This window comes from Nocardioides sp., assembly GCF_035547795.1.
In the GTDB taxonomy this organism is placed as follows: Bacteria; Actinomycetota; Actinomycetes; order Propionibacteriales; family Nocardioidaceae; genus Nocardioides.
In genome coordinates, this window is sequence record NZ_DASZUF010000204.1 from 1 (window position 1) to 26,341 (window position 26,341).

Sequence of the window (26,341 nt, forward strand, 5' to 3'; positions counted from 1 at the left end):
CGGCGTCGAGGAGCCGCCGGGAGTCCAGAACTTGAGCTCGTGCCCCTCCCGGACGCCGCCGGCCAGGTCGATCAGCTCACGCAGGGTGATGCCCAGCGGTGCCTCGTACTGGCCCGGGCGGGTGACATGGCCCGAGAGCGAGAAGATGCCGACGCCGTTGGACTTCTCGGTGCCGAGGCCGGCGAACCACTCCGCGCCGTTCTTGACGATGCTGGGCACGGTCGCGATCGACTCGGCGTTGTTGATCACGGTGGGGCTGGCGTAGAGACCGGCGACGGCGGGGAACGGCGGCCGCAGCCGGGGCTGGCCGCGGCGGCCCTCCAGCGAGTCGAGCCGCGCCGTCTCCTCACCGCAGATGTAGGCGCCGGCGCCGGCGTGCACGACCACGTCGAGGTCGTAGCCGCTGCCGTGGATGTCGGCGCCGAGGTGGCCGGCGGCGTACGCCTCCCGGACGGCGGCCTGCAGCCGGCGGATGACGTGCAGCACCTCGCCGCGCACGTAGATGAAGGCGCGGTGGGCGCGGATCGCGTAGGAGCTGATGATGACGCCCTCGACCAGCGTGTGCGGGCTGGCCATCATCAGCGGGATGTCCTTGCAGGTGCCCGGCTCGGACTCGTCGGCGTTGACCACGAGGTACGTCGGGTTCGGATTGTCCTGTGGGATGAAGGACCACTTCGTCCCGGTCGGGAAGCCGGCGCCGCCGCGGCCACGCAGGCCGCTGGCCTTGACCGTCTCGACGACCTCGTCGGGCGTCATCGCGAGCGCTTGGTCGAGCGCCTGGTAGCCACCACGCGCGGTGTACGCCGCCAGCGTCCAGGCCCGGTCGTCGCCCCAGTTGGCGGTCAGGACGGGGAGCAGCCCGGTCATGCGCGGCCGCCTCCGCTGGTCGAGCCGCTCTGGGTGGTCGAGCCGGCCGAGCCGCCAGGCGAGGCCGGCTCAAGACCACCCGCAGCCACGACCCGCAGTCCCGCCAGCGAGGCCGGCCCGGCGGCGGGGCCCTCGTCGACGCGGCCATCCTCGAAGCCGGCCAGCACCCGCTCGGCCTGCCGCCAGCTGCAGATCCGCGCCCCACGGGTGGCGCTGACCTCCTCGCCGGCACGCAGCCGGTCGACCAGCTCGACGGCGCTGGCCGGGGTCTGGAAGTCGTTGAACTCCCAGTTGACCATCACCACCGGCGCGTAGTCGCAGGCGGCGTTGCACTCCACGTGCTCCAGGGTGATCTTGCCGTCGGCGGTGGTCTCGTCGTTGCCCACCCCCAGGTGCTCCTGCAGCCGCTCGAAGATGGCGTCGCCGCCCATCACCGCACACAGCGTGTTGGTGCACACCCCGACCAGGTAGTCGCCGACCGGATGCCGCTTGTACATGGTGTAGAACGTCGCCACCCCGCTGACCTCGGCCTCGGTCAGGCCGAGCACCTCGGCGCAGGCGGTGATGCCCTCAGGCGTGAGCCGGCCCTCCTCCGACTGCACCAGGTGCAGCATCGGGAGCAGCCCGGAGCGGGGTTGCGGATAGCGGGCGGCGATCTCGCGCAGCTCGTCGTACGTCTTCTCGGTCAACATCAGTCTCGCTCCCTTCGGGGTCCCCGCGGCGTTGTTCGCGGGGGAGCGAAGCGGAGGAGCGAAGAACGTCGGGGGGTGTTCACCTGTCCACGCCTCCCATCACCGGGTCGATCGACGCGATCGCCACGATCACGTCGGCGACCATGCCGCCCTCGCTCATCACGCTGGTCGCCTGCAGGTTGGTGAAGGACGGGTCCCGGAAGTGCACCCGGTAGGGGCGGGTGCCGCCGTCGCTGACCACGTGGGCGCCCAGCTCGCCACGCGGCGACTCCAGCGCGGCGTACACCTGACCCGCCGGCACCCGGAAGCCCTCGGTGACCAGCTTGAAGTGGTGGATCAGGGCCTCCATCGACTCGCCCATGATGTGCCGGATGTGGTCGAGGCTGTTGCCCATCCCGTCCGGTCCGATCGCCAGCTGCGCCGGCCAGGCGATCTTCTTGTCGGCGACCATCACCGGTGCGCCCTCGAGGTGGGCCAGCCGGTCGGCGGCCTGCTCGACGATGCGCAGCGACTCCTCCATCTCGGCCAGCCGGATCCGGAAGCGGCCGTAGGCGTCGGAAGTGTCCCAGGTGATGACGTCGAAGTCGTAGTCCTCGTAGCCGCAGTAGGGCTGGGTCTTGCGCAGGTCCCACGGGTAGCCCGTGCTGCGCAGGATCGGGCCGGTGATGCCGAGCGCCAGGCAGCCCTCCAGGTCGAGGTAGCCCACGCCCTCGAGCCGGCCGCGGAAGACCGGGTTGGCGTTGCACAGCGCGGCGTACTCCGGCAGCCGCTCGCGCATCAGCGCGACGAACGCGCGGATCTCGTCCAGCGCGCCCGGCGGCAGGTCCTGGGCGACACCGCCGGGGCGGATGAACGCGTGGTTCATCCGCAGGCCGGTGATCAGCTCGAACAGGTCGAGCACCAGCTCCCGCTCCCGGAAGCCGATCGTCATCACCGTCAGCGCGCCGATCTCCATGCCGCCGGTGGCGATGGCGACCAGGTGGGAGGAGATCCGGTTGAGCTCCATCAGCAGCACCCGCATCACCTGGGCCTTCTCCGGGACCTGCCCCTCGATGCCGAGCAGGCGCTCCACGCCGAGGGTGTACGCCGCCTCGTTGAACAGCGGGGCGAGGTAGTCCATCCGGGTGACGAAGGTGGTGCCCTGGACCCAGTTGCGATACTCGAGGTTCTTCTCGATGCCGGTGTGCAGGTAGCCGATGCCGCAGCGGGCCTCGGTGACGGTCTCGCCCTCCAGCTCCAGGATCAGCCGCAGCACGCCGTGCGTGCTCGGATGCTGCGGGCCCATGTTGACCACGACCCGCTCCTCGGGGGCCTCCTTGAGGAGGTCGGTGAGCTCGTCCCAGTCCTGACCGGTCGCGGTGAAGACCTTGCCCTCGAAGACGTCCTGGCTCATGTGTAGCTCCTCCTCTGGTCGGGAGGCGGGACGGTGGCGCCGTGGTAGTCGACCGGGATGCCGCCCAGCGGGTAGTCCTTGCGCTGCGGGAAGCCGGGCCAGTCGTCGGGCATCAGGATCCGGGTCAGCCCCGGGTGGCCGTCGAAGACCAGCCCGAACATGTCGTAGGTCTCCCGCTCGTGCCAGTCCAGCGTCGGGTAGACCGCGACCAGGCTGGGGATGTGCGGATCCGCGTCGGGCGCGCTCACCTCGAGCCGCACCCGGCGGTTGTAGGTCATCGAGAGCAGGTGGTAGACCGCGTGCAGCTCGGCCCCCTGCTGGTCGGGGTAGTGCACCCCGCTGACACCGGTGCACAGCTCGAAGCGCAGCCGGTCGTCGTCGCGCAGTAGCCGGGCCACGGTGGGCAGGTGCTCGCGGCGCACCAGCAGGGTGAGCTCGCCGCGATGGACGATGGCGGTGGGCGTGATGACGTCGTCGAGTACGGCGGCGACCTCCTCGAACCAGCCCTCCCACGGACGCGTGGCCGGGGTGGGCAGGACCCGCTGGCGGAGCAGACCGCCGTACCCGCTGGTGTCGCCGCTGCCATGCACGCCGAACATGCCGACCCGGGCACCGAGCTGCCCAGACCCGGGGAAGCCGGTGGTGGACTCGGTCGCGGTCTCGGGCAGCTTGCCGCCCAGGTCCTCCTCGGGGCGCTCGCTCATCGCAGCAGTCCTCGATCCCCGAGCCCGTCGAGGGGCTGCTCGATCAGGGGCAGGGCGCGCAGGGCGGCGTTCTCGCGCTCCTCGACCTGCTTGGCGGCGTTGGCGCCGAGCTTGCCGTGCTGGATCTGGTCGTGCAGCTTGAGGATCGCGTCGATGAGCATCTCCGGCCGGGGCGGACAGCCCGGCAGGTAGATGTCGACCGGCACGACGTGGTCGACGCCCTGCACGATCGCGTAGTTGTTGAACATCCCGCCGGAGCTGGCACACACGCCCATGGCCAGCACCCACTTGGGCTCGGGCATCTGGTCGTAGATCTGGCGCAGCACCGGCGCCATCTTCTGGCTGACCCGGCCGGCCACGATCATCAGGTCGGCCTGGCGCGGGCTGGCGCGGAAGACCTCCATCCCGAAGCGGGCGAGGTCGTACTTCGGGCCGCCGGAGGTCATCATCTCGATCGCGCAGCAGGCCAGCCCGAACGTGGCGGGCCACAGCGACGCCTTGCGCATGTAGCCGGCGACGCCCTCGACGGTGGTCAGCAGGACGCCGGAGGGCAGCTTCTCCTCTAGTCCCATTCGAGTCCTCCGCGGCGCCAGACGTAGGCATAGGCGACGAATACGGTGGCGATGAACAGCACCATCTCCACCAGGCCGAACGTCTTGAGCTGGTCCAGGTGCACCGCCCACGGGTAGAGGAAGACGATCTCGATGTCGAAGACGATGAAGAGCATCGCGGTGACGTAGTACTTGACCGGGAAGCGGCCGGAGAGCGCCTGCGGCGTCGGCTCGATGCCGCACTCGTAGGAGTCGAGCTTCGCGCGGTTGGCACGGCGCGGCCCGACCAGGCTGCTCATCACGACCGAGAAGATCGCGAAGGCCGAGGCCAGGGCGAGCAGCACCAGGATCGGTGCGTAGAGATGCATCCGTGCTCCTCTCGGGCCACCTCACGTGACTTTGTGAAACGAATCACATATGGCCCGAGTCACATATTGCCACCTACCAGGGCAAATGCAAGGTCCCTCGTCGGGCGCCCGCCCGCCACAGTGTCACCGTGATAGTTCGCGGCGCCGGTGACAGTTCGGAAGGGTCACCCGCGGCCCAAAGTGTCACGGTGATAGTTCCCGGCGCCGGTGACAGTTCGGAAGTGTCACCCGCGGCCCAAAGTGTCACGGTGACACTTTGGAGGGGTGGGGCGGAGCCGCTACGCGCGGGCGTGGTGCAGGGCGACGATGCCGCCCGAGAGGTCGCTCCAGGTGACCTCGGACCAGCCGGCGTCCTCGATCAGCCGGGCCAGGCCGGCCTGGTCCGGCCACGCACGGATGGACTCGGCGAGGTAGACGTAGGCGTCCGGCGATGAGGAGACCGCGCGGGCCACCGCCGGCAGCGCCTTCATCAGGTACTCGACGTACACGGTGCGGAACGGCTTCCAGGTGGGGTGACTGAACTCGCAGACCACCAGCCGCCCGCCGGGCCTGGTGACCCGGCGCAGCTCACGCAGGCCGGCCCCCGGGTCGACGATGTTGCGCAGTCCGAAGGAGATCGTGACCGCGTCGAAGGTGCCGTCCGCGAACGGCAGCCGGGTGCCGTCGCCGGCGGTGAACGGCAGCTGCGGCCGGGCCCGTTTGCCGACCTGGAGCATGCCGAGGGAGAAGTCGCAGGGCACCACCGTCGCGCCGGCCTCGGCGAACGGCACCGAGGAGGTCCCGGTGCCGGCGGCGAGGTCGAGGATGAGCTCGCCCGGCAGTGGCGCGACCGCGGCGAAGACCCGTGTGCGCCAGCGCCGGTCCTGGCCCAGCGAGAGGACGTCGTTGGTCAGGTCGTAGCGACGCGCGACCGCGTCGAACATCCGGCGTACGTCGCCGGGCTCCTTGCCGAGGTCGGCACGCGCCACGGTCAGGGGCCCTCTCAGCGGACCTTGGCGAAGACCAGGTCGGCGACCTTGGCGACGTCCGAGGCTGCGGTGCCGGGCGAGGTGACCTGGACGGTGAAGTCGTCGCTGCTGCGCTGGCACTGGGTGGAGGACGGCTGGATCTGGCCCGGGCTGGTCACGGAGCCGTCGACGATGCACACCGAGTCGCCGACCTTGGTCAGCTGCTGGACCGAGCTGCCCTCGCTCGACTTCGACGGGTCGGAGAGCTCACCGGGCGAGAACGCGCCGCCGGCGGTGCGGAAGACCTGCACGAAGAAGATGGACTGGCCGTTCTTCAGGTAGATCCGGTTGCCGTAGTCGGACTTCGCGGTCTTGGCGAGCTGCTTGTCGCCGTAGGTCAGCTCATCCTTCACCTCGCCGACCAGCTCGGCCTCGTGGCCCTTGACCTGGGCACCGGCGTTCTTCCAGGCGTCGGTGCGGTCGGCGGCGAGGTAGCCGCCCGGGAGCGAGGCCGGCAGCGAGATCCGGTGGGGCGTGGAGGAGCTCGTCTCGCCGTGCGCCTTGGGCAAGAGGACGGCGAAGAGCACCACGAGGGCCAGCGCCACCGCACCGATGGCGATACCGGTCAGGGGGACGTCGCTTCTGTTGGTCTTGCTCACGGGGAACTCCTCACTCGTGGTCGCCCGCGAGGCTACCGGCCGCCCGGCGCGAATCCACAACCGGGGCAACGGATACTCTCCTCGGGTGAGCCCCGACGTCCCGGCCCTGGTGGCCCGTACCGTGGCCATCGAGGAACCGCAGGATCTGCTCGCACTCGTTCCCGCCGACGCACCCGTGTCGTGGGTACGGCGCGGTGAGGGGCTGGTCGGCTGGGGCACCTCGGCGGTGCTGCGCACCAGCGGGGCAACCCGCTTCGCCGACGCGGCCAAGTGGTGGACCGAGGTGGTCGCGCGTGCCCAGGTCACCGACGAGGTCGACGAGCCCGGCACCGGGCTGGTGTCGTTCGGCTCCTTCGCGTTCGCCGACACGCCCGGCGACTCGGTGCTCCGCGTGCCTGCGGTGGTCGTGGGACGACGCGGTCGGCGCGCCTGGGTGACCACGATCAGCGCCGGCCACGCTGCCGCCGACGCACCGCAACTGCGGCCGGCCGAGGCCCCGGTGGCCCCGCGCGACGTGGTCTTCAGCGACGGCGCGCTCGACGGCGAGACCTGGATGGGCGTGGTCGCCGAGGCGGTCCGGCGGATCGGCGACGGTGGCCTGGAGAAGGTGGTGCTGGCCCGCGATCTCGTCGCGACCGCCGCCGGGGACATCGACGTGCGCTGGCCGCTGGCACGGCTGGCCGCGTCGTACCCGATGTGCTGGACGTTCCACGTGGACGGGCTGTTCGGGGCGACGCCGGAGCTGCTGGTGCGCCGCGAGCGCGGCCTGGTGACCTCGCGGGTGCTGGCCGGGACCATCCAGCGCACCGGCGACGACGCGCACGACCTCGCTCTGGCGGCCACGCTGGCGCGCTCCTCGAAGGACCTGGAGGAGCACGAGTACGCCGTCAGGTCCGTGGCCGACGCCCTGGAGCCGCACTGCTCGTCCATGAACGTGCCCGAGGCGCCGTTCGTGCTGCATCTGCCCAACGTGATGCACCTGGCCACCGACGTGGCCGGGGTGGCGCGCGACGACCGCACCTCCCTGGAGCTGGCCCAGGCGCTGCACCCCTCCGCCGCGGTCGGCGGCACCCCGCGGCCGCAGGCGCTGGCGCTGATCGCGGAGCTGGAGAGCATGGACCGCAACCGCTACGCCGGGCCGGTCGGCTGGATGGACGCCTCCGGCGACGGCGAGTGGGGCATCGCGCTGCGCTCGGCGCTGCTGGCCGGCAACACGGTGCGGCTCTTCGCCGGCTGCGGCGTGGTCGGGTCGTCGAACCCGGCCGCCGAGCTGGCCGAGTCGCAGGCCAAGCTGGTGCCGGTCCGCGACTCGCTGGGCGGCTAGAGACCCAGCGTCGACTTCCAGGAGCCCATCCCGGGCGTCCACTCGGTGACGACCCGGCGGCTGATCGTGCCGGCGGCCCAGAACGGATCGTCGTCCAGCCAGGTCTCCAGCTCCGCCGGCTCGGCCTGGTAGACGATCACCGCGCCACCGGCCGCCGTCGGGCCGCTGAGCAACAGGCCCTCGCGCGAGTCGAGGAAGGCGCGATGCGCGGGCCGCAGCTCGTCGCGGACGGCGGTGTTGTCGTCGTACTCGTAGAGAACAACGCTGATGGTCACAGGTCCTCCCCGTCCGCGAGGCGCTTGAACTCCAGCCCCTCACGGGGAAGGAACGTGCCGGCGAGGCCGTCGAAGACGCCCGCGCCCGCCTCACTGTAGATCCGGTCGTGGATCGCGATGTTGACCGGGGCCTTGACCTCGCGCATGAAGTCGACCAGCTCGTGCGAGCGGGCCCAGGGGGCGGAGGCCGGGGCGAGGAGTACGTCGACGTGCTCGCCGGGGCCGGTCAACGCGTCGCCGGGATGGAAGACCTTCTGCTCGCCGAGGGTGAGCAGGTAGCCGCTGTTGTGGAAGCGGGGCAGCTCGGGGTGGATCACCGCGTGCAGCTCGCCGACGGCGGTCACCGGCAGGCCGACGTCGAACGACTGTCCCGGGGCCACCACCGTGGTCCGCTCGACGACCTCGGGAGCGTCCTCGCGGAGCTTGCTGGCGACCGCCTCGATGGTCCACACCGGGACGTCGGTGGCCGCGAGGTGCTCGGGCAGGTAGTGGTCGACGTGCTCGTGGGTGATCAGCACCGCGTCGGCGCCGTCGAGAGCGGCTCGATCGGTGAAGACGCCGGGATCGAACACCACGGTGGTGCCTTCGTGCTCAATCCGGACGCAGGCGTGGCCGAACTTCGTGATCCGCATGACCCCAGGTTAGGCGACCCGACGAGGCGCCGGGCGGGGCCGTGGGGTGCTCAGACCAGCTGCGGCACCGTTCCGACGTGACCGTCCGGCGTCAGGTAGAGGCCGTCGTCGAACAGGATGACCCCGTTGCACAGGACCTCCCAGCCCTGCTCGGTGTGGTCGGCGACGACGTGGGCGCTGCAGCAGTTGGGCGCGGTGGCGTCCGGGCAGCGCGGATGGTGCTCGCACATGCTCTTCTCCCCCTGGAGAGTCCCGGAGCGGGTGTGCTCCGAATGGCGTGATCTGGATAACAACGATGATGCGCCGTTCCATGCCCGGATGCAGCAACTTCGCCGGTGTGGTGGAAAAACTCGGATGAACGTCCCCGGCACACCACCCTTTCGGACTATCCCGCTCAGGCGGCCTGGTGGTGCCGGTAGCACCACCGCCAGTCCTCCATCGGCTCCGCCGACTGCATCACCGGGTGAGCGGTCTCGTGGAAGTGCCGGGTGGCGTGCTGGCGCGGGGAGGAGTCGCAGCAGCCGATGTGCCCACACTCCAGGCAGCGCCGCAGCGCCACCCAGCGGGTGCCCTCCACCAGGCAGTCCTCGCAGGCGAGGTCGCCCTCGGGCGTCGGCGAGGCGGGGTAGCGAGCCAGGTCCGGGCAGGTGTCGCCGCCGGGCCGCCGCTCCCGGTTGACCTGGGCGATCTCCTCGCGCTCGGCCCCGGCCACCTCGAGCATCGACTCCTCCACGTCGAGCCGGGCCAGCACGTCGGCGACCACGTCGGAGGAGACGGTGCCCGAGCGGCGGATCTCCAGCACCCGGGCCCGCTCCGCGTCGATCATCGCTCGGCGGACCCGGCTGTAGAGCTCGCTGGGCGACTCCTCGCCGATATTGGTGCCCAGCCGCTCCCAGGCGGCGAAGTTGCGCAGGTCGACACGCTGCCGGACGGTGTCGATCACGCCGTGCGGATCGTCGTACTCCAGGTGATCCAGGGCGTCGAAGCCGGCCTTGCTGGCCTGCTGCAGCAGGGTCGCGCGAGCGAGCGCGTCGTCCACCGGGTCCGGCGGCGGAACCCGCAGCCAGCGCGCCACCCAGGGCAGGGTCAGGCCCTGCACGAAGAGGGTGCCGGCCACCACGGTGAACGCGATCAGCAGCAGCACCTCGTGGTGCGGGGCGCTCTGCGGGATGAGGTACGCCGCGGCCAGGGTCACGACCCCACGCATGCCGGCCCAGCCCAGCACGGCGGTGTAGGTCCACGGTGGCCGCTGGCCGGTGGCGGCGTCGGCGGGCGGGCCGAACAGGATCCGGCTGAGGAAGACCCAGGCCAGCCGGATGAGGATGACGCCGACCAGGGTGGTGACGCAGACCGTCACGATCCGGGCGGTGGACAGCGGGCTGCGTCGCACGTCCTCGAGCAGCCAGTCGGCCTGCAGCCCGATGAGCAGGAAGACGGTGTTCTCCAAGACGTAGGCGATGGTGCGCCAGTTCATCCGCTCGGCGATGCGCGACTGCGCGGTCTGGATCACCGGCGCACGGTGGCCGAGCAGGAGGCCGGCGACGACGACCGCGATGACCCCGGAGGCCTCGAGCTTCTCCCCGACCAGATAGGCCGCGAACGGCACCACCAGCGACAGCCCGGTGTCGAACACCGGGTCGACCACGTGCCTGCGCAGGTAGCCGACCACGACGTAGGCGACCAACCCGACCACCACGCCGCCGGCCGCGGCGCGGACGAAGTCGAGGGCGACGTGCCACAGCTCCACGCCGCCGGCGATGGCCAGGATCGCGGTGCGCAGCGAGACCAGCGCGGTGGCATCGTTGAGCAGCGACTCGGCCTCCAGGATCGTCACGATCCGCCTGGGGAGGCCGATGTGGCGCGCCACCGCCGTGGCCGCCACCGCGTCCGGCGGTGCGACCACCGCGCCGATGGCCAGGCTCGGCGCCCAGCCGGTGTGCGGCAGCAGCCAGTGCACCAGCGCGCCGACCCCGAACGTGGTGGCGATGACCAGCCCGACCGAGAGCAACAGGATCGAGCGCCGGTTGGCGTTGACGTCGACCAGCGAGGTCTGGATCGCGGTGGCGTAGAGCAGTGGCGGCAGGAGCCCGAGCAGCACCACCTCCGGCTCGAGGTGGACCTCCGGCATCGAGGGCAGGTAGGAGATCCCGATCCCGGCGGCGATCAGCACCAGCGGCGCCGGCAGGTCGATCCGCGCGGACAGCGCCGTGACCGCCAGAACGCCCACGGCCAGCGCCGTCAGGAAGATCGCGATGTCCACGCGGACATCCTCTCAGCGCCCCTTGTAACACGCTGTCCGATGACGTAGACGGTCGACGCATCGACCTTCCAGTGGTGTGGACAGCGTGTTACAAGGGCCAGGTCAGGGGCGCAGCGCGCGGATCCGCTCGTCGAGGTCGCGGCGATCGGCGCGACCGACCGTCGCCTCGATCACCTCGATGCCGCCGTTGGGGTTGGCCAGGGCATGCTCCAGCTCAGGCAGGCTGGTGACCCGCAGGTGGGGGGTGCGGGTGGCGGCGCACAGCGCGGCGAGGTCGACCCGGTGAGGCGTGCCGAAGAGCCGCTCGAAGTCGTCGGCGTACGGCGCCCCGCCCTGCTCCAGGGTGGCGAAGATCGACCCCCCGTCGTCGTTGACCACCACGATGGTCAGATCCGGCCGTGGCTCGTCGGGGCCGAGGATCAATCCGTTGGCGTCGTGCAGGAACGTCACGTCACCGATCAGGGCCAGGTCGCGGGTCGAGTCGCGCCCCAGCGCCGCGCCGATCGCCGTCGACACCAGCCCGTCGATGCCGGCCAGGCCGCGGCTGGCCAGCACCTTGCGGCGCGCGCCGACGTCGTACCGCGGGACCATCAGGTCGAGGTCGCGGATCGGGTTGGAGGGACCCACCACCAACTGCCCACCGGGCGGCAACGCGCGGGCGACCGCGCCAGCGACCTCCTGGGGCGTCAGGCCCGGCTCCGCGGCCAGGAGCCGGTCGAGCAGGCGGCCCAGCGACCGGTCGGCGTCGCGCCAGGCCTGCAGCCAGGCCGGGTCGCCGGCCTCGACGCGGGGTCCGGAGGTCAGCAGCCAGCCGTCGACCCGGTGCGACGGGGTCGGCCACACGCCGCGGCCGCGGACCGCGACGACCTCGACGTCGTCGCGGGCGAGCAGCCGGGCCACCGGCCGCGACAGGGTCGGGTGCCCGAAGAGGATCACCCGCTCGATCTGGTCGGCGAGCTCGGTGCCGAGCAGCAGCCGGTAGGTTCTGATGGCGTGGTCGCCGGTGCGGGAGCCGCTGGACGGCTCGGCCAGCAGCGGCCAGCCGGCCCGCTCGGCGAGCCGGCGAGCGGGCGGTCCGGCGTCGTCGCCGGCGACGACCACCGTCGCCTTGCCGCCCGGGAGCGTCTCGAGAATCGCGGGCTCGACGGCGATCGGCCGAGGCCGGCGCTCGATCCGCGGTGGCGTCCACGCGTCGGGAGGCGTGAGCGGCTCGTCGAGCTGGACGTTCCAGTGCGTCGGGCCGTCCCAGCCGGGCGCCTCGGGCAGCACGTCGACGATGTCGTGGCTGGGCACCAGCGGACCGAAGATGCCGACCTGGTCGGTGGTCTGGTTGGCGTTGGTGCCGCGCAGCCGTCCCGGCCGGTCGGCCGTCACCGCGAGCAGGGGTACGCCGGCGTGCGCGGCCTCCAGCACCGCCGGGTGCAGGCTGGCGACGGCGGTGCCGCTGGTGCACATCACCGCGGCCCGGCTGCCGGTCTTGGACAGGCCCAGGGCGAGGAAGCCGGCCGACCGCTCGTCGATCCGGGTGTGCAGCCGCACCAGCCCGGCGCGGGCGGCGGCGTACGCCGCGAAGGAGAGCGGGGCGTTGCGCGAGCCGGGGCTGATCACCACCTCGGTGACGCCCGCCTCGACCAGCGCGGTGAGGACCGCTCGGGCCAGCTCAGTCGAGGAGCGCACGGACCCTCCCCACCCGGTCCCGCCACCAGGCCACCCGGTCCGCTGCGGGTTGTGAGTCACCCAGACGCTCGGGCGACGGCAGGATCCGGCTCACCACCCCGATGGCGCCATCGCTCGGGGCCAGCGGCTCGTCTACCAGGTCCCCCGTCAACAGCGCTCCCGTGGCCAGGCCGCAGGCGTAGGGCAGCTCCGGCAGCGCCGCGGCCAGGGCGACGCCCGCCGCCAGCCCGACCGACGACTCCAGCGCCGAGGAGACCACCACCGGCAGGCCGATGTCCTCGGCGATCCGCAGACAGGCGCGTACGCCGCCCAGCGGCTGCACCTTCAGCACCGCCACGTCGGCCGCCTCCAGGTCGCGCACCCGATAGGGGTCGGCCGCGCGCCGGATCGACTCGTCCGCGGCGATCGGCACGTCCACCCGGCGGCGCACCAGCGCCAGCTCCTCGACGGTGGCACAGGGCTGCTCGACGTACTCCAGGCCACCGGCGGCGCGGTCCAGCACCGGGATGCCGGCCAGCGCCTCGTCGACCGACCAGAGCCCGTTGACATCGATCCGGATTCGGCCGCCCGCCCCCAGCGCCGAACGCACCGCCTCCAGCCTGGCCTGGGACTCGGCGAGCGTCTCCCCCGGGTCGGCGACCTTGACCTTCGCGGTGCCACAGCCGGACCGGGCGACGATCTCGTGCGCCCGCTCGGGGCCGACCGCGGGCACCGTCACGTTCACCGGCACCGAGGAGCGCACCGGCGCCGGCCAGTCGCCCCGGGCCGCCTCCAGCGCGCAGGCCAGCCAGGGCGCGGCGACGGCGTCGTCGTACTCCACGAACGGCGAGAACTCGCCCCAGCCGCCGTCCGTCTCGACCAGCACGCCCTCGCGCACGGTGATCCCGCGGAAACGCGTCGTCATCGGGATCGACCAGACGTGGACCCTCACGACGCCAGCTCCGCCACCAGCGAGCGCAGTGCGACCCGGTCGGTCTTGCCGTTGCCCAGCATCGGCAGCTCAGCCAGCGTGACCAGCTGGCGCGGGGCCCACGAGCGTGGGTGCCGCTCGGCCACCCAGGCGCGCAGCTCGTCCAGGGACGGCGCGCCGACGACGAAGGCGACCAGCCGGTTGCCCCACTCCTCATCGGGTACGCCGAGGACCTCGGCCGACTCGACCGCCGGATGCTCGCGCAGCCGCGCCGCGACGGCGGCCGCCGGAACGTTCACCCCGCCGCTGACCACCATGTCGTCCATCCGACCGAGCAGCTGAAGCCGCCCGTCTTCGTCCAGCCGGCCCGCGTCGGAGGTGAGGAACCAGCCGTCCACTAGCGCTTCGCTGGTCAGCGCCGGGTCGCCCTGGTAGCCGCTGAACAGAGTCGGCCCGCTGATCCTGACCCGCCCGTCGACGCCGATCGCAAGGCCGACGCCGTCCAGCGGCAGGCCGTCGTACACGCAGCCGCCACAGGTCTCCGCCGAGCCGTAGGTGGCGACCAGGTTGACGCCGGCGGCGGTCGCCCGGGCGCGCAGGGCGGGGTCGATCGGGCCGCCGCCGAGCAGCACGGTGTGGAAGCCGGCCAGCACGTCGGCGTCGGTCGCCAGCAGTCGGTGCAGCTGGGTCGGCACCAGCGAGACGAAGTCACAGCCCCGCGCGGCCTCCCGGAACGGTCGCTCCCCCAGCACCACCGGCGGGGCGCCGGCGGCCAGCGAACGGGTGATGACGTTGACGCCGGCGACGTAGGAGGCGGGCAGCGCCAGCAGCCACCGGCCCGCGCCGCCAAGCCGGCGCGCCGAGATGTCCACCGAGGCCCGCACCGCGGCTCGGGAGAGCAGCACCCGCTTGGGCCGTCCGGTCGAGCCCGACGTCTCCACGATCCAGGGGTCGGGCGCATCCGAGTCCAGCCACTCGGCGAGCGCCTCCACCACCCCGTAATCCACGCGACGAACGCTATCCCGCCATGATGGGATAGCTCTCATGCCCTCCCGTCTCGGCCGTGTCGTCGGAAGGCTGATCCCCCCGACCCCGCTCTCCCGGCGGCTGGCCGTGCAGTCGCTGCTGTTCTCCACCGGCGCGGGCACGTTCAACACCGGCAGCGCCGTCTTCTTCACCCAGGTCGTCGGCCTCTCCGCGGCCAAGGTCGGCCTCGGCATGACGATCGCCGGCGTCGTCTCCTTCTTCGTCGCCTATCCGGCCGGCAAGATGGTCGACCGGATCGGCACCAAGCGGATGTGGGCAGCCGGCACGATCGCCGGCGCGGCGCTGTTCGCGGGCTGGCCGTGGATGCACGGCTTCACCCAGTACGTCGCGATGAGCATCGCCTTCGAGATCGTCAACAACATCGGGTACGCCGGCTACCAGGCCTACGTGCTCAGCGTCCTCCCGGAGAAGGAGCGGGTGGAGACCCAGGCACACCTCTACTCCGCGCTCAACCTCGGCTTCACCCTGGGCGCGATCATCGGCGGCATCGCGCTCGCCTTCGACAGCCTCACCCTGATCCGCTGGCTGCCGCTGCTCACCACCGCGATCGGCTTCGTCAACGCCTCGCGGATCATCCGGCTGCCCAACCCGGTCCGCGAGGTGGCGCCCGAGCCGGCCCTGGCCGAGCTCGGCGACGCCGACCAGCGCGCGACCGCGACCCAGACCCCGGGTGCGCTGCGCAACCGCGGCTGGTTGGGGGTGTCGTTCTTCACCGGCATCCTGTGGACCAACCAGACCCTGCTCAACGTGGTGATCCCGCTGTGGCTGGTGCAGCGCACCCACGCCCCGCACTGGATCCTGGCGTGGCTGTTCGGCACCAACACGGTGCTGTGCATCTTCCTGCCGCAGTTCACCTCCAAGGGCGTCAACACCATCACCGACGCGCTGCGCCGCGCCCGCTGGTCGACCGGCTTCTTCGTCGCCTCCTGCCTGATCACGATGGCCACCCACTCGGTCGCGGCCTTCTGGGCGGCGCTGCTGGTCTGGCTCGGCCACGTCACCGTGACCGGCGCCGAGCTGGCGATCGGCTCCGGCTCCTGGGCGTTCCAGGCCAAGCTGATGGACCCCGGCCGACGCGGCGAGTACGGCGGGGCCCAGGAGGTGGCCAAGACCCTGGGCCAGTGGTGGGCTCCGGCGGCGTACACCTGGCTGGCGATGACCCAGGGTGACATCGGCTGGATGGTCATCGCCCTGATCGCGGTGGTCGGCACCCTCGGGCTGCACCCGTCCGCCCGGGCCGCCGAGCGGTTCGCGGCGCGACACTTCACCCGCTTGGACGTGGTCGATGTCGCGTGACCTGCGCCGGGTGGTGCCACCGCCCGGGCTGACCCGGCGGCTGTCGCTGCAGTCGGTGCTGTTCAAGACCGGCGACGGCACGTTCACCACCGGCAGCGCCGTCTTCTTCACCCAGGTCGTCGGGCTCTCCATCGCCCAGGTCGGCCTCGGCCTCACCGTGGCCGGCATCATCGAGGGGCTGGCCGCCATCCCGGCCGGGCGGCTGGCCGACCGGGTCGGGCCGAAGCGGGTCTGGGCGCTGGGGTCGGCGCTGTGCGCGGTGATGTTCGCGGCCTGGCCGTTCATCGGCGGCTTCACCGCGTACGTCGTGATGGTCTCGCTCTACTCGATCGCCGAGAACACCGCCGACGCCGGGCGGCAGGCCTACGTGCTCGACGTCCTGCCGACGCAGGAGCGGATCCGCAGCCAGGCCTACATCTACTCGGCGATGAACGTCGGCTCCACCATCGGTGCCCTGCTCGGCGGCATCGCGCTGGCCTTCGACAACCTGACCCTGATGCGCTGGCTGCCGCTGCTCACCGTGGCGCTGTTCGCACTCAACGCCGGCTTCGTCACCCGACTGCCCAAGGCGCCGCGCGACCTGCGCAGCCGCGACGAGGCCCGGCGGCGGCCCGAGGGGCTCTCGGCGCTGCGCAACCGCGGTTACCTGGCGCTGCAGTTCTGCATGGGCTCGCTGTGGACCAACCAGACCCTGCTCAGCGTGCTGATCCCGCTGTGGCTGGTCGAGGAGACCGACTCGCCGCACTGGCTGCTGGCCTGGCTGTTCGGCACCAACACCGTGCTGTGCATCTTCCTACCGCAGTTCACCTCGGCCGGGGTGCGCACGCTGTCCGACGCGCTGCGCCGGGTGCGGTGGTCCGCGGCGTTCTTCATGGCCTCCTGCCTGATCACGATGGTCACCCACTCCACTGCCGGCCTGGTCACCGGGCTGCTGGTGTGGCTGGGCCACCTGACCGTGACCGGCGCCGAGCTGGCGACCGGCTCGGCGGGTTGGATGTTCCAGGCCCGGCTGCAGGACCCGCGCCGACGCGGCGAGTACGGCTCGGCCGGGCAGCTGCTCAGCGGTCTGGGCAGCCGCTGGGCGCCGGCGCTCTACACCTGGCTGGCGATGGAGTGGCGGCACGTGGGCTGGGTGCTGATCGGGCTGATCGTGGTGGTCGCGGCGGCCGGGGCCCACCCGGCGATGCGGGCCGCGGAGCGGTTCGCCAAGCGGGAGTTCCCTGCCGAGAGCGAGGCGTTTGTATCTTGACATCAAGAAACTTGACATCGAGACTTTACCCATGCGCCGCCTGCTGACCCGCATCCTCTCCGACGACCCGCTGATCCGGGCGATGTCCTACCAGTCGGTGCTCTCCGCGTTCGGCGAGGGCACGTTCCTGACCGGCAGCGCCGTCTTCTTCACCCAGATCGTCGGCCTCACCGCCGCCCAGGTCGGCCTCGGCATGACGATCGCGATGGCCTGCCAGTTCCTGCTCTCGGTGCCGCTGGGCAGGCTGGCCGACCGAGTCGGGACCAAGCGCACCTGGGTCTACGGCTCGGTGCTCGAGCTCGCCCTGTTCCTGTGCTGGCCGCTGGCCGGCAACTTCGCCGAGTACGTCGCTGTCACCGTCGCGATGGAGCTGGTCGAGAGCTGGATGCGCGCGGGCCGCAACGCCTACCGCTTCCAGGTCTTCCCCCGTGACAAGCGGGTCGCCTCCAACGCCTACATGCGCGCGGCCCGCAACGTCGGCTACACCCTCGGCGCGGCCGCCGGCGGCGTCGCGCTCGGCTTCGGCAACGACGCCGTGATCCGGGCGATCCCGCTGTTCAGCGCGGCGGTACTGGTGGTCAACGTGCTGATGATCCTGCCGCTGCCGGCCGTCGGCGGAGCCGGTGCCGGCGAGCCGGCGATGGAGCAGGCCGTCGAGCACGCCGGCGAGCGCCGCAGCGCGCTGCACAACCGCGGGTTCTTGGTGATGAGCTTCTTCGACGGGATCCTGTCGACCCATCAGGTGCTGCTCAACACCGTGATCCCGCTGTGGCTGGTCCAGGAGACCGATGCGCCCCGGGTGCTGCTGGCCTGGCTATTCGGCACCAACACCGTGATGGCGGTGCTCCTCCAGGTGGCCGCAGCTCGTGGTGTCACCGACGTCCGCACCGCACTGGGCGCCCAGACCCGCGGTGCGGTCTGCATGCTCGTCTCCTGCGTCATCGTCGCCATCACCCACGACACCACCGGTGCGATCACGATCGGGCTGGTCTGGCTGGGCCACCTCACCGTCACCGGGGCCGAGCTGTTCCAGTCCGCCGGCGAGTGGGGCCTGCAGGCCGAGCTGTCGGACCCGGAGCGGATGGGCGAGTACCAGGGCGCCGCCCAGCTGGGCAGCACCCTCGGCTACGTGTGGGCGCCGGCGGCGTACACCTATCTCGCGATGGAGTGGCACGACCTCGGCTGGGTGCTGATCGGGGCCATCATCGTGGTGGCGGCGATCGGGATCGGGCCCAGCGCGCGGGCCGCGGAGCGGTACCTGGCGTGCAGCACCCAGCCGGCACCTGTCTAGAGTCTGCTGCCGTGGCGACTCCTTCCCAGTGGCTCGAAGGAGCCCGACCCCGCACCCTGCCGGCGGCCGTCTCCCCCGTCCTCGCCGGCACCGGCGTGGCGGCGTACGTCGGCGGCTTCTCCTGGTGGCGTGCTCTGCTGGCTCTCCTGGTCAGCCTCGCGCTGCAGATCGGCGTGAACTACGCCAACGACTACTCCGACGGCATCCGTGGCACCGACGACCAGCGGGTGGGCCCGCTGCGGCTGGTCGGCTCCGGTGCCGCCTCGCCGCGGGCGGTGAAGCTGGCGGCGTTCGCCTGCTTCGGCGTCGCCGGCGCGGCCGGGCTCGCGCTGGCCGCGGTGACCGCCTGGTGGATCCTGCTCATCGGCGTGCTGTGCGTCCTGGCCGCCTGGTACTACACCGGCGGCACCCGCCCCTACGGGTACGCCGGGCTGGGCGAGGTGATGGTCTTCGTCTTCTTCGGCCTGGTCGCGGTGGTGGGCACCGTCTACGTGCAGGCCCAGACCTGGGTGTGGCCGGCGCTGTACGCCGCCATCGGCATCGGCGCGCTGGCCTGCGCGCTGCTGGTCGCCAACAACCTGCGCGACATCCCCACCGACAAGATCGCCGGCAAGCTCACCCTCGCGGTCCGGCTCGGCGACACCCGCACCCGCTCGCTGTACGCCGTGCTGGTGCTGGCCGCCGCCGCGGCGGTGATCGCCGTCGCCGCCAGCACCACCTGGTGGGCGCTGATCGGGCTGGGCTTCCTGCTCGTGGCCGCGCGCGGGGTGCGAACCGTCACCGGCGGCGCGGTGGGGCCCGGCCTCATCCCTGCGCTGCAGCAGACCGGCCAGGCCGAACTGCTGTGGGCACTGCTGGTCGCCGTACCGCTGGTGCTGAGCTGAGGCTCAGTCCTCCTTGGACCGCATCGCCTCGAACGCGGCGGCGGCCTTCTGGGCGCGGGCGTCGACCCGCAGCGCGAACGCGGCGCGCTGCTTGTTGAGCAGCGTGTACGACGCCACCCCGCTGACCAGGAACGCGATCACGATGGCCCAGAACCAGTCCAGGCTGCCGCTGACCAGCAGCCAGATCCCCGACACGATCGCGAAGGTGCCGATCAGCACCAGCAGCCGCATCAGCGTGTAGACCACGAACTCCTTCATCGCAGGGCCTCCGGAACGGCGGGAGCGGCGGCCGCGACGTGTGCCGGCGCGGCGTAGGAGTGCATCGACGTCGTCGAGAAGTAGTTGATCCCGATGAAGTTGAACCACAGCGTGGCCACGCCGACCAGGGCCAGGATGGCGGCGTTGCGGCCCTTCCAGCCGGCGGTCGCGCGGGCGTGCAGGTAGCCGGCGTAGACCACCCAGGTGATGAACGCCCACACCTCCTTCGGATCCCAGTTCCAGTAGGAGCCCCACGCCTGGTGTGCCCAGATCGGGCCGGAGATGAGCACCGCGAAGGTCCAGATCGGGAAGCCGAAGGCGTGGATGCGGTAGGCGACCCGGTCGAGCACCGGCAGGTCCGGCACCCGGGCCATCCAGCCGGTCTGGGTGTCGGGACGGCGTCGCTTGAGCAGGTACATCGCCGAGGCGATGCCGCCGAGTGTGAAGGCGCCGGTAGCCAGCGCCGCGGAGATGACGTGGATGACCAGCCAGTAGGAGTTGAGCGCCTCGGTGAGCGGCTCGACCGGCGTGTAGAGGACCAGCACGGCGACCATCAGGAAGACCAGCACGAAGGCGACCACCGCCGGCGCCATCCAGGAGAGCTTGAGCCGGCGGTAGAGCAGCACGTAGACGGCCGCGACGATGCCGGTCCCGGCCAGGGTGAACTCATACATGTTGCCCCACGGCACCCGCCCCGCGGCGAAGCCGCGAGAGGCGATCGCGACCACGTGGCAGGCGACCGCGATGCAGGTCAGCAGATAGCCGAGCCGGCCGAAGAGCTCGGCGCGAGTGGCGCGCTCGTCCTCGCCCGACGAGCCGCTCGTCCCGACGGCCCCCTCCGAATCCACCGGCGCCTCGGTGGACGACGGGACCGACGACTCGGCACCGGCCGGGCCGACCAGGACCTTCCTCTCCGCCACGGCGCTACGGCGGCCGATCAGGGCCGACCACTCCACCAGGTGGCTGAGCAGGGCCAGGAAGTAGATGACGCCGGCTGCGGCGACCGCCTGGTTGCTCAGTGACTCCCACGCATGCGTGCTCATTCGGGTTCCTCCTCAGGGCGGCCCTGCAGTGCTGCCACCAGACCGGCGACCACGGCTGCCATCTCGTCTCCACCGGATCGGTCGAGGACCGCCACCTCGACCAGTGTGCCCTCAGTGGTCTCTCGGGCACGAACCCACACCCGTCGCGACCTGATGAACAGCGACCCGAGCAGGCCCAGCAGCGCCAGCACCACACCACCCAGCGCGACGTGCTTGAAGGGCGTCTGACTGATCTGCAGCTTGTTCCATCGGGTGATGCCGTCGAAGGTCACCGATCCCAGCCCGTCGGGCAGGGTGACCGTCTGGCCCTTGCGCAGGTTGAAGGCCTTGCCGCCGGGCGCCGTCACCTGGGTCATCTTCGAGGTGTCGAGGCTGTAGATCGACTGGGGGCCGTTGGCCAGGCCGTTGTCGCCCTTCCACACCTGCAGCGAGAGCACGGCGTCCGAGCCGTCGCCGATGTCGCCGGTGACGTTGACCGGCTGACCGTTGGGCAGGGTCACCTCGGAGGGGTAGAAGAGTCCCTCCAGGCTGATCTGACCCGAGGGCGGCTTGACCACGCCGAAGGAGAGGAAGCTCTGGTCCTCGGGCAGGAAGACCGCCGGCCCCGAGGAGACGATGTTCCCCTGGCCGTCGCGGACCGTGATCTCGGGCGCGTAGCCGTGCCCGATCAGGAAGACCTCGGTACCGCCGATGTCGAGCGGGTGGTTGACCTCGAGGTCGTAGGACTTGGTCGGACCGTTCGGGGAGGTCTGGTAGCGCAGATCCGACCGGAACCCACGGGCCATGCCCTGCCGCGGCCCCGAGTCGATCCAGTCGACGTGGAAGTCGTGGATGTGCAGGTTGAACCAGTTCAGCATCGAGGGCCGGAACAGGCTGCCGGGATCGAAGTCGTCGTACTGGGTCAGCTCGTTGCTGAAGCCGTACTGGTCGCCCTGCAAGACGATGACGCCGCCCTTGTAGCCGAACAGGCTGCCCACCGCGAAGCCGACCAGCACGACGATGACGGCGATGTGGAAGACCAGGTTGCCGGCCTCGCGCAGATAGCCGCGCTCGGCCGAGACCTCGCCGGCTCCTTCGAGGGTCGAGGTCGAGGCCCGGCGCAGCCGGTAGCGCTTGCGGCGCAGCACCGCCCGGGCTCTGGCGCTGACCTCCTCGACCGAGGCCGAGGTGGTGTACGACGTCGCCTCCGGTAGCCGCAGCAGGTTGCGCGGCGCGGCCGGCGGCTGGGACCGCAGCCCGCGCCAGTAGACGCCCAGCCGCGGCACGATGCAGCCGATCAGCGAGATCATCAGCAGGATGTAGACGGCCGCGAACCAGGGCGTGCCGTAGACGTCGAAGAGCCCCAGCTTCCGGTAGATCGGCGCCAGGGTGGTGTGCGCCGCCTGCCAGTTGGAGGTCTTGACCGAGTCGAGGTTCTCCTGCGGGATCAGCGAGCCCGGCACGGCGGCCAGCGCCAGCAGCAGGAGCAGGATCAGCGCGGTGCGCATCGAGGTGAGCTGGCGCCAGCCCCAGCGCAGCAGCTCACGCGGGGTCAGCTCGCGGATCGGGGCCACCTCGCGCTCGGGCGTGCGGTCCTCGGTGACTGTCACAGGTTCACTCCCGCCCACTGGTCGACCAGATGCAGCTGGAGCCACTGCACGGCGTAGTCCCACCAGCCGGTGAGCAGCGCCAGCCCGACCACGACCAGCATCAACCCGCCGATCCGGGTGACCCACTGCTGATGGCGGCGGATCACCTTGAGCGCGCTCAGGGCGCGCCGCCACAGCACCGCGGCGAGCACGAACGGCACGCCGAGGCCCAGCGAGTAGCAGGCGAGCAGGACGCCGCCGCGGGCCGCCGTACCGGAGGTGGCCGCCAGGGTGTCGATGACGCCCAGCGTCGGGCCCACGCAGGGGGTCCAGCCGAGGCCGAAGAGGAAGCCGAGCAGCGGGGCGGCCACCAGGCCGACGGCGGGGACGCGGTGGACGCGCACGTCGCGCTGCAGCCAGGGCACCAACCCGATGAATGCCAGCCCCATCAGCACCGAGAAGCCACCGAGCACCCGGTCGATGAGGGTCTTGTGGTCGGCGTACCAGAAGCCGAGGCTGCCGGTGGCCACGCCGAGCGCGACGAAGACGACCGAGAAGCCGAGCACGAACAGCACCGAGCCGGCCAGCATCCGGCTGCGCCGTGCCGATCCGACGGCGAGCTCGGCCCCGGAGAGGCCGGTGGCGTAGGAGAGGTAGCCGGGCAGCATCGGCAGCACGCACGGGGAGAGGAACGAGACCAGGCCGGCCAGCAGCGCGACGGGTACGGCGAGGACCAGCGACCCGGAGCCGGCGGTGCTCTGGAACCAGGTCACGTGCCACACCCCTGCCCGCTCGGGTCCTGGACGCAGCCGACCACCTCGGTGAGGGTGAGCTCGGAGGGCACCGCGCCACGGATCACCGCGGCGACCCGACCCTGCTTGTCGAGCACCAGCGTCGCCGGGACGGTGCCGGGCAGCTTGCCGTGCGGCACCGCGTTGAGGGCGCTGCCGTCGGTGGAGTAGATCGAGGGATAGGTGATCTGGTGCGCGCGCTCGAACGCCTGCGGCGTCGCCTCGGAGGTGTCGCGGATGTCGACGCCGAGGAACGCGACCGCGTCGCCGAGCTTCTGGTGCGCACCCTGGATCAGCGCCGCCTCCTTGATGCACTCGCCGCACCAGGCGCCCCAGATGTTCACCACGGTGACCTTGCCAGCGATGCTCGCCGGGTCGAACGTGCTGCCGTCCAGCAGCTTGCCGGCGAAGGTGACGGCGTCGCCGCGCTGGTCGGCGGCGTACTGCACCACCTGGCCGTTGCCACTGATGTAGCCACCGTCGTTGGTGCCCGACAGCCCGCCGCAGGCGGCGAGCAGCGGCAGGAGCAGGACGAGTGAGGCGAGGCGACGCATCAGCGGGGTCGGTTCTCCTCCACCGCGCCACCCGCCGAGAACGGCGCCTTGCGGTCCTTGGCCGGGATCAGGTCGCCGGCGGGCTCGCTGTAGGAGATCTGCGCCAGCTGGTCGCCGACGAAGTGGAAGGAGGTCAGTGAGCACAGCGTGCACTGCCGCCGGCGCGGGTCGTGCAGGAAGCTGCGCTTCTCCGCCGCCAGCCGGGTGGTCCAGATCGGCAGCTGGTGGGAGACCACCACCGCCTCGTGGCCGGCAGCGGCGCGGCGGGCGTCGTGGACGGCGGCCATCATCCGCGCCACGATCTCCTTGTACGGCTCGCCCCAGGAGGGCCGCCAGGGGTTCCACAGCCGCAGCCAGGACGACGGGTGCCGCAGCGCGTTGTCGCCCACGCCGAAGGTCTTGCCCTCGAACCAGTTGGCGCTCTCGATCACCCGCTCGTCGGTGGTGATCTCCAGGCCGCGGGCCTTGGCCAGCGGCCGGGCGGTCTCCTGAGCGCGCTCGAGCGGGCTGGAGACGATGTGGGTGATGTCGCGACCGCCGACCCGCTCGGCGACCCGCTCGGCCATGGTGGTGCCGAGCTCGGAGAGGTGGAAGCCGTCGCGGCGGCCGTAGAGCACGCCGTCGGGGTTGTGCACCTCGCCGTGCCGCAGCAGGTGGACGATGGTGTCGGGAATGCTCATCGGCGTCCTTCGGTGGTGGAGCCTGTCGAGGCCGCGGCGGCGCGGGCGGCGGCGGGCAGCGCCGCGAGGATGGTGTCGATCGCCCGCTCGTCGTGGGCGCTGGAGAGGAACCACGCCTCGTAAGCGCTGGGCGGCAGGTAGACGCCCTGGTCGAGCATGCTGTGGAAGAACGCCGCGTACGCCTTCTCGTCGGTCCGCCTCGCGTCGTCGAAGCAGCGCACCGGGGTGTCGCTGAGGAAGATCGAGAACATCGTGCCGGCCGACTGCACGACGTGGGGTACGCCGGCGGCGGTGAGCGCCTCCGCGGCGGCCCGCTTCACCGTGCTGGCGGCGGCATCGACGTGCGCGTAGACCTCGTCGGTGGCCAGCCGCAGCGTGGTGAGCCCGGCGGTGGTGGCGATCGGGTTCCCCGAGAGCGTGCCGGCCTGGTAGACCGGGCCCTCCGGACTGAGCCGGCGCATGATCTCGGCGCGGCCGCCGAACGCCGCGGCCGGGAAGCCGCCGCCCATCACCTTGCCGAACGTGACCAGGTCGGGCACCCAGCCCTCGACCTTGCCGTCCAAGCCCCAGTGGCCCTGCTTCGAAGCGCGGAAGCCGGTCATCACCTCGTCGGAGACGAACAGCGCGCCGTGGTCGCGGCACGTCTGCGCCAGGAACGCGTTGAAGCCCGGCTCGGGCGGGACCACGCCCATGTTGCCGGGAGCTGCCTCGGTGATCAGGCAGGCGATCCGGTCGCCGTACTCGGCGAACGCCTTGGCCACCGCGTCGCGGTCGTTGTAGGGCAGCACGAGGGTCAGCTCGGTGCTGCTCGCCGGCACCCCGGGCGTGCCCGGTACGGCGAAGGTGGCCAGCCCGCTGCCGGCGCTGGCCAGCAGCGCGTCCACGTGGCCGTGGTAGCAGCCGGCGAACTTGACCACGACGTCGCGGCCGGTGAAGCCGCGGGCCAGCCGGATCGCGCTCATGGTGGCCTCGGTGCCGCTGCTGACGAAGCGGACCTCCTCGACCGGAGTGCGGCGCACGATCTCCTCGGCGAGCTCGACCTCGGGCTGGGTCGGGGTGCCGTAGGACGTGCCGCGGGTGACCGCCGCCTGCACCGCCGCGAGCACCTCGGGATGCGCGTGACCCAGCAGCATCGGGCCCCAGGAGCAGATCAGGTCGACGTACTCGTTGCCGTCCACGTCGGTGAGCCAGGCGCCCTGCGCGGAACGGATGAACCGGGGCGTGCCGCCGACCGCGTTGAACGCGCGCACCGGGGAGTTCACGCCGCCGGGCGTCACTGCCTTCGCGCGCGCGAAGAGAGCCTCGGAGGCGGGCACGGAGCCGGGCGGATCATAGGGCACTGGCTCATTGTTCCTCAGCACCCTGAGGAGCAGCCAAACGGGTCGGGGTTGGTCGGGGGTTACCGGGGCCCGTTGCGGGGAAACGTGACGAGCGTAACTTCCCAGTAGGTAACCTCGTTGTGCCGGTCACGTGAGGGAGCACGCGCCACGCGAGGGGTGTGGCGAGTAGGGAGTGAAGAAGGTTATGACCGCACGATTCGGCAAGGCGCAGAAGGCAGCGGCCCTGGTTCCGCTGGCGGCGCTGTCGGCTGCCTGGACGATCAGCCTGACCGGCCTCGGCGCCGGCTCGGCCGAGGCGACCGGCACCCAGCCGCCCACCCTGCCCGACGGCACGGTCATCCCCTCCACCGCGATCCAGGCCCCGGCCACCGTCTCCGCGCCCGACACCACCGGCACCGGTCCCGACCTGTCCGGCGGCAAGGCGCAGCAGATCGTCGCCTCCGCTGACAGCTCCGGCATCCCGGCGGCCGCGCTGGCGGCGTACCAGCGGGCGGCCAGCGTGATCGACAAGGCCGACAAGAGCTGCCACCTCGACTGGCAGCTGCTGGCCGCGATCGGCCGGATCGAGTCCAACCACGGCCGCTCCGAGGGCAACACGCTCAACGACCAGGGCATCGCCACCCCCGGCATCTTCGGCCCCGAGCTGAACGGCGCCGACGGGGTCACCTCGGTGGCCGACACCGACGGCGGTCAGTACGACGGCGACACCACCTACGACCGCGCGGTCGGCCCGATGCAGTTCATCCCCTCCACGTGGTCGGTGGTGGGCGTGGACGCCGACGGGGACGGCCAGCGCAACCCGCAGGACATCAACGACGCCAGCCTGGCCGCCGCGGTCTACCTGTGCTCGGGCGACGACGACCTGTCCACTCTGGCCGGGCAGAAGGCGGCGGTCTACCGCTACAACCACAGCGAGCAGTACGTCGCCACCGTGCTCGGCGTGGCCCAGGCCTACGAGGCCGGCGACTTCACCTCGGTGCCGAACTTCACCGTCCCGGCGGCGTTCCTGACCCCGGCGCCCGGTGGCACGCCGGCGACGAAGAAGCACCACCACAACAAGAAGAAGACCAGCACGAACGTC

Annotated in this window: 28 protein-coding genes; 6 read left to right on the forward strand and 22 right to left on the reverse strand. The window is 71.6% G+C overall.

Annotation, left to right across the window (positions count from 1 at the left end; translation table 11 throughout):
* The 8 genes from VHA72_RS15145 to VHA72_RS15180 form a co-directional block, all read right to left on the reverse strand.
* Positions 1-867: complex I 51 kDa subunit family protein (locus tag VHA72_RS15145; RefSeq protein ID WP_325576668.1), on the reverse strand; the 867-nt coding region annotated here is incomplete at its 3' end.
* Positions 864-1,559, reverse strand: a complete 696-nt coding sequence (gene nuoE, locus VHA72_RS15150; RefSeq protein ID WP_325576670.1) for an NADH-quinone oxidoreductase subunit NuoE — start codon at positions 1,557-1,559, stop codon at positions 864-866. The genes VHA72_RS15145 and nuoE, both read right to left, overlap by 4 nt.
* A gap of 79 nt (positions 1,560-1,638) precedes the next feature.
* Positions 1,639-2,952 (reverse strand): NADH-quinone oxidoreductase subunit D, encoded by a 1,314-nt coding sequence (locus tag VHA72_RS15155; protein ID WP_325576672.1) that lies wholly within the window; start codon positions 2,950-2,952, stop codon positions 1,639-1,641.
* Entirely contained in the window at positions 2,949-3,656 is a 708-nt protein-coding gene (locus tag VHA72_RS15160) for an NADH-quinone oxidoreductase subunit C (protein ID WP_325576674.1), read from the reverse strand. Before VHA72_RS15160 ends, VHA72_RS15155 begins: the two co-directional genes overlap by 4 nt.
* Positions 3,653-4,228, reverse strand: coding sequence for a NuoB/complex I 20 kDa subunit family protein (locus tag VHA72_RS15165; protein ID WP_325576676.1), 576 nt, complete (start codon positions 4,226-4,228; stop codon positions 3,653-3,655). The genes VHA72_RS15160 and VHA72_RS15165 overlap by 4 nt, the downstream gene beginning before the upstream one ends.
* Positions 4,219-4,575 (reverse strand): NADH-quinone oxidoreductase subunit A, encoded by a 357-nt coding sequence (locus VHA72_RS15170; protein WP_325576678.1) that lies wholly within the window; start codon positions 4,573-4,575, stop codon positions 4,219-4,221. The genes VHA72_RS15165 and VHA72_RS15170 overlap by 10 nt, the downstream gene beginning before the upstream one ends.
* 278 nt (positions 4,576-4,853) lie before the next feature.
* Entirely contained in the window at positions 4,854-5,543 is a 690-nt protein-coding gene (locus tag VHA72_RS15175) for a demethylmenaquinone methyltransferase (protein WP_325576680.1), read from the reverse strand.
* A 14-nt stretch (positions 5,544-5,557) separates the two neighbouring features.
* The gene (locus VHA72_RS15180; protein WP_325576682.1) at positions 5,558-6,181 is read right to left on the reverse strand and encodes a hypothetical protein; all 624 of its coding nucleotides are present in this window, start codon (positions 6,179-6,181) and stop codon (positions 5,558-5,560) included.
* Positions 6,182-6,266: 85 nt separating this feature from the next.
* Here VHA72_RS15180 and VHA72_RS15185 point away from each other — a divergent pair, with 85 nt between their 5' ends.
* The gene (locus VHA72_RS15185) at positions 6,267-7,505 is read left to right on the forward strand and encodes an isochorismate synthase (RefSeq protein ID WP_325576683.1); all 1,239 of its coding nucleotides are present in this window, start codon (positions 6,267-6,269) and stop codon (positions 7,503-7,505) included.
* On the opposite strand, the gene VHA72_RS15190 is transcribed toward VHA72_RS15185, so the two are convergent.
* The 7 genes from VHA72_RS15190 to VHA72_RS15220 form a co-directional block, all read right to left on the reverse strand.
* Positions 7,502-7,780 (reverse strand): YciI family protein, encoded by a 279-nt coding sequence (locus tag VHA72_RS15190; RefSeq protein WP_325576685.1) that lies wholly within the window; start codon positions 7,778-7,780, stop codon positions 7,502-7,504. The genes VHA72_RS15185 and VHA72_RS15190 overlap by 4 nt on opposite strands.
* A complete protein-coding gene (locus VHA72_RS15195) occupies positions 7,777-8,412 on the reverse strand; it encodes an MBL fold metallo-hydrolase (protein ID WP_325576687.1) in 636 nt (211 codons plus the stop codon). Before VHA72_RS15195 ends, VHA72_RS15190 begins: the two co-directional genes overlap by 4 nt.
* Positions 8,413-8,462: 50 nt before the next feature.
* Complete coding sequence (locus VHA72_RS15200) at positions 8,463-8,642, reverse strand: DUF5999 family protein (RefSeq protein WP_325576689.1); 180 nt, start codon at positions 8,640-8,642, stop codon at positions 8,463-8,465.
* A 164-nt stretch (positions 8,643-8,806) separates the two neighbouring features.
* Positions 8,807-10,672, reverse strand: a complete 1,866-nt coding sequence (locus tag VHA72_RS15205; protein WP_325576691.1) for a Na+/H+ antiporter — start codon at positions 10,670-10,672, stop codon at positions 8,807-8,809.
* Between the two features lie 102 nt (positions 10,673-10,774).
* On the reverse strand, positions 10,775-12,349 hold the full coding sequence (gene menD / locus VHA72_RS15210) for a 2-succinyl-5-enolpyruvyl-6-hydroxy-3-cyclohexene-1-carboxylic-acid synthase (RefSeq protein WP_325576693.1): 1,575 nt from the start codon (positions 12,347-12,349) through the stop codon (positions 10,775-10,777).
* Positions 12,333-13,280: an o-succinylbenzoate synthase gene (locus VHA72_RS15215; RefSeq protein ID WP_325576695.1), complete on the reverse strand. Its 948-nt coding sequence runs from the start codon at positions 13,278-13,280 to the stop codon at positions 12,333-12,335. Before VHA72_RS15215 ends, menD begins: the two co-directional genes overlap by 17 nt.
* Entirely contained in the window at positions 13,277-14,266 is a 990-nt protein-coding gene (locus tag VHA72_RS15220) for an AMP-binding protein (RefSeq protein ID WP_325576697.1), read from the reverse strand. Before VHA72_RS15220 ends, VHA72_RS15215 begins: the two co-directional genes overlap by 4 nt.
* 37 nt (positions 14,267-14,303) lie before the next feature.
* Here VHA72_RS15220 and VHA72_RS15225 point away from each other — a divergent pair, with 37 nt between their 5' ends.
* Genes VHA72_RS15225 through VHA72_RS15240 form a run of 4 tightly spaced genes read left to right on the forward strand, consistent with a single transcriptional unit; the run spans position 14,304 to position 19,026 of the window.
* Positions 14,304-15,602, forward strand: a complete 1,299-nt coding sequence (locus tag VHA72_RS15225; RefSeq protein ID WP_325576699.1) for an MFS transporter — start codon at positions 14,304-14,306, stop codon at positions 15,600-15,602.
* Positions 15,592-16,851 carry an MFS transporter gene (locus tag VHA72_RS15230; protein WP_325576701.1) on the forward strand — a complete coding sequence of 420 codons (1,260 nt, stop codon included), beginning with the start codon at positions 15,592-15,594 and terminating at the stop codon, positions 16,849-16,851. Before VHA72_RS15225 ends, VHA72_RS15230 begins: the two co-directional genes overlap by 11 nt.
* 31 nt (positions 16,852-16,882) lie before the next feature.
* Complete coding sequence (locus tag VHA72_RS15235; protein ID WP_325576703.1) at positions 16,883-18,142, forward strand: MFS transporter; 1,260 nt, start codon at positions 16,883-16,885, stop codon at positions 18,140-18,142.
* Positions 18,143-18,153: 11 nt separating this feature from the next.
* On the forward strand, positions 18,154-19,026 hold the full coding sequence (locus VHA72_RS15240; RefSeq protein ID WP_325576706.1) for a 1,4-dihydroxy-2-naphthoate polyprenyltransferase: 873 nt from the start codon (positions 18,154-18,156) through the stop codon (positions 19,024-19,026).
* Positions 19,027-19,029: 3 nt separating this feature from the next.
* Here VHA72_RS15240 and VHA72_RS15245 read toward each other — a convergent pair whose 3' ends face one another.
* Genes VHA72_RS15245 through hemL form a run of 7 tightly spaced genes read right to left on the reverse strand, consistent with a single transcriptional unit; the run spans position 19,030 to position 25,260 of the window.
* Complete coding sequence (locus VHA72_RS15245; RefSeq protein ID WP_325576708.1) at positions 19,030-19,284, reverse strand: DUF4229 domain-containing protein; 255 nt, start codon at positions 19,282-19,284, stop codon at positions 19,030-19,032.
* Entirely contained in the window at positions 19,281-20,327 is a 1,047-nt protein-coding gene (gene ccsB, locus VHA72_RS15250) for a c-type cytochrome biogenesis protein CcsB (protein ID WP_325576710.1), read from the reverse strand. Before ccsB ends, VHA72_RS15245 begins: the two co-directional genes overlap by 4 nt.
* Entirely contained in the window at positions 20,324-21,916 is a 1,593-nt protein-coding gene (resB, locus tag VHA72_RS15255) for a cytochrome c biogenesis protein ResB (protein ID WP_325576712.1), read from the reverse strand. Before resB ends, ccsB begins: the two co-directional genes overlap by 4 nt.
* Positions 21,913-22,668, reverse strand: coding sequence for a cytochrome c biogenesis CcdA family protein (locus tag VHA72_RS15260; protein ID WP_325576714.1), 756 nt, complete (start codon positions 22,666-22,668; stop codon positions 21,913-21,915). Before VHA72_RS15260 ends, resB begins: the two co-directional genes overlap by 4 nt.
* Positions 22,665-23,240: a TlpA family protein disulfide reductase gene (locus tag VHA72_RS15265; protein ID WP_325576716.1), complete on the reverse strand. Its 576-nt coding sequence runs from the start codon at positions 23,238-23,240 to the stop codon at positions 22,665-22,667. The genes VHA72_RS15260 and VHA72_RS15265 overlap by 4 nt, the downstream gene beginning before the upstream one ends.
* On the reverse strand, positions 23,240-23,920 hold the full coding sequence (locus VHA72_RS15270) for a histidine phosphatase family protein (protein ID WP_325576718.1): 681 nt from the start codon (positions 23,918-23,920) through the stop codon (positions 23,240-23,242). The genes VHA72_RS15265 and VHA72_RS15270 overlap by 1 nt, the downstream gene beginning before the upstream one ends.
* Entirely contained in the window at positions 23,917-25,260 is a 1,344-nt protein-coding gene (gene hemL, locus VHA72_RS15275) for a glutamate-1-semialdehyde 2,1-aminomutase (protein ID WP_325576720.1), read from the reverse strand. The genes VHA72_RS15270 and hemL overlap by 4 nt, the downstream gene beginning before the upstream one ends.
* Before the next feature lie 184 nt (positions 25,261-25,444).
* Between hemL and VHA72_RS15280 the strand changes: the two genes are divergently transcribed.
* Positions 25,445-26,341: lytic transglycosylase domain-containing protein (locus VHA72_RS15280; protein ID WP_325576722.1), on the forward strand; the 897-nt coding region annotated here is incomplete at its 3' end.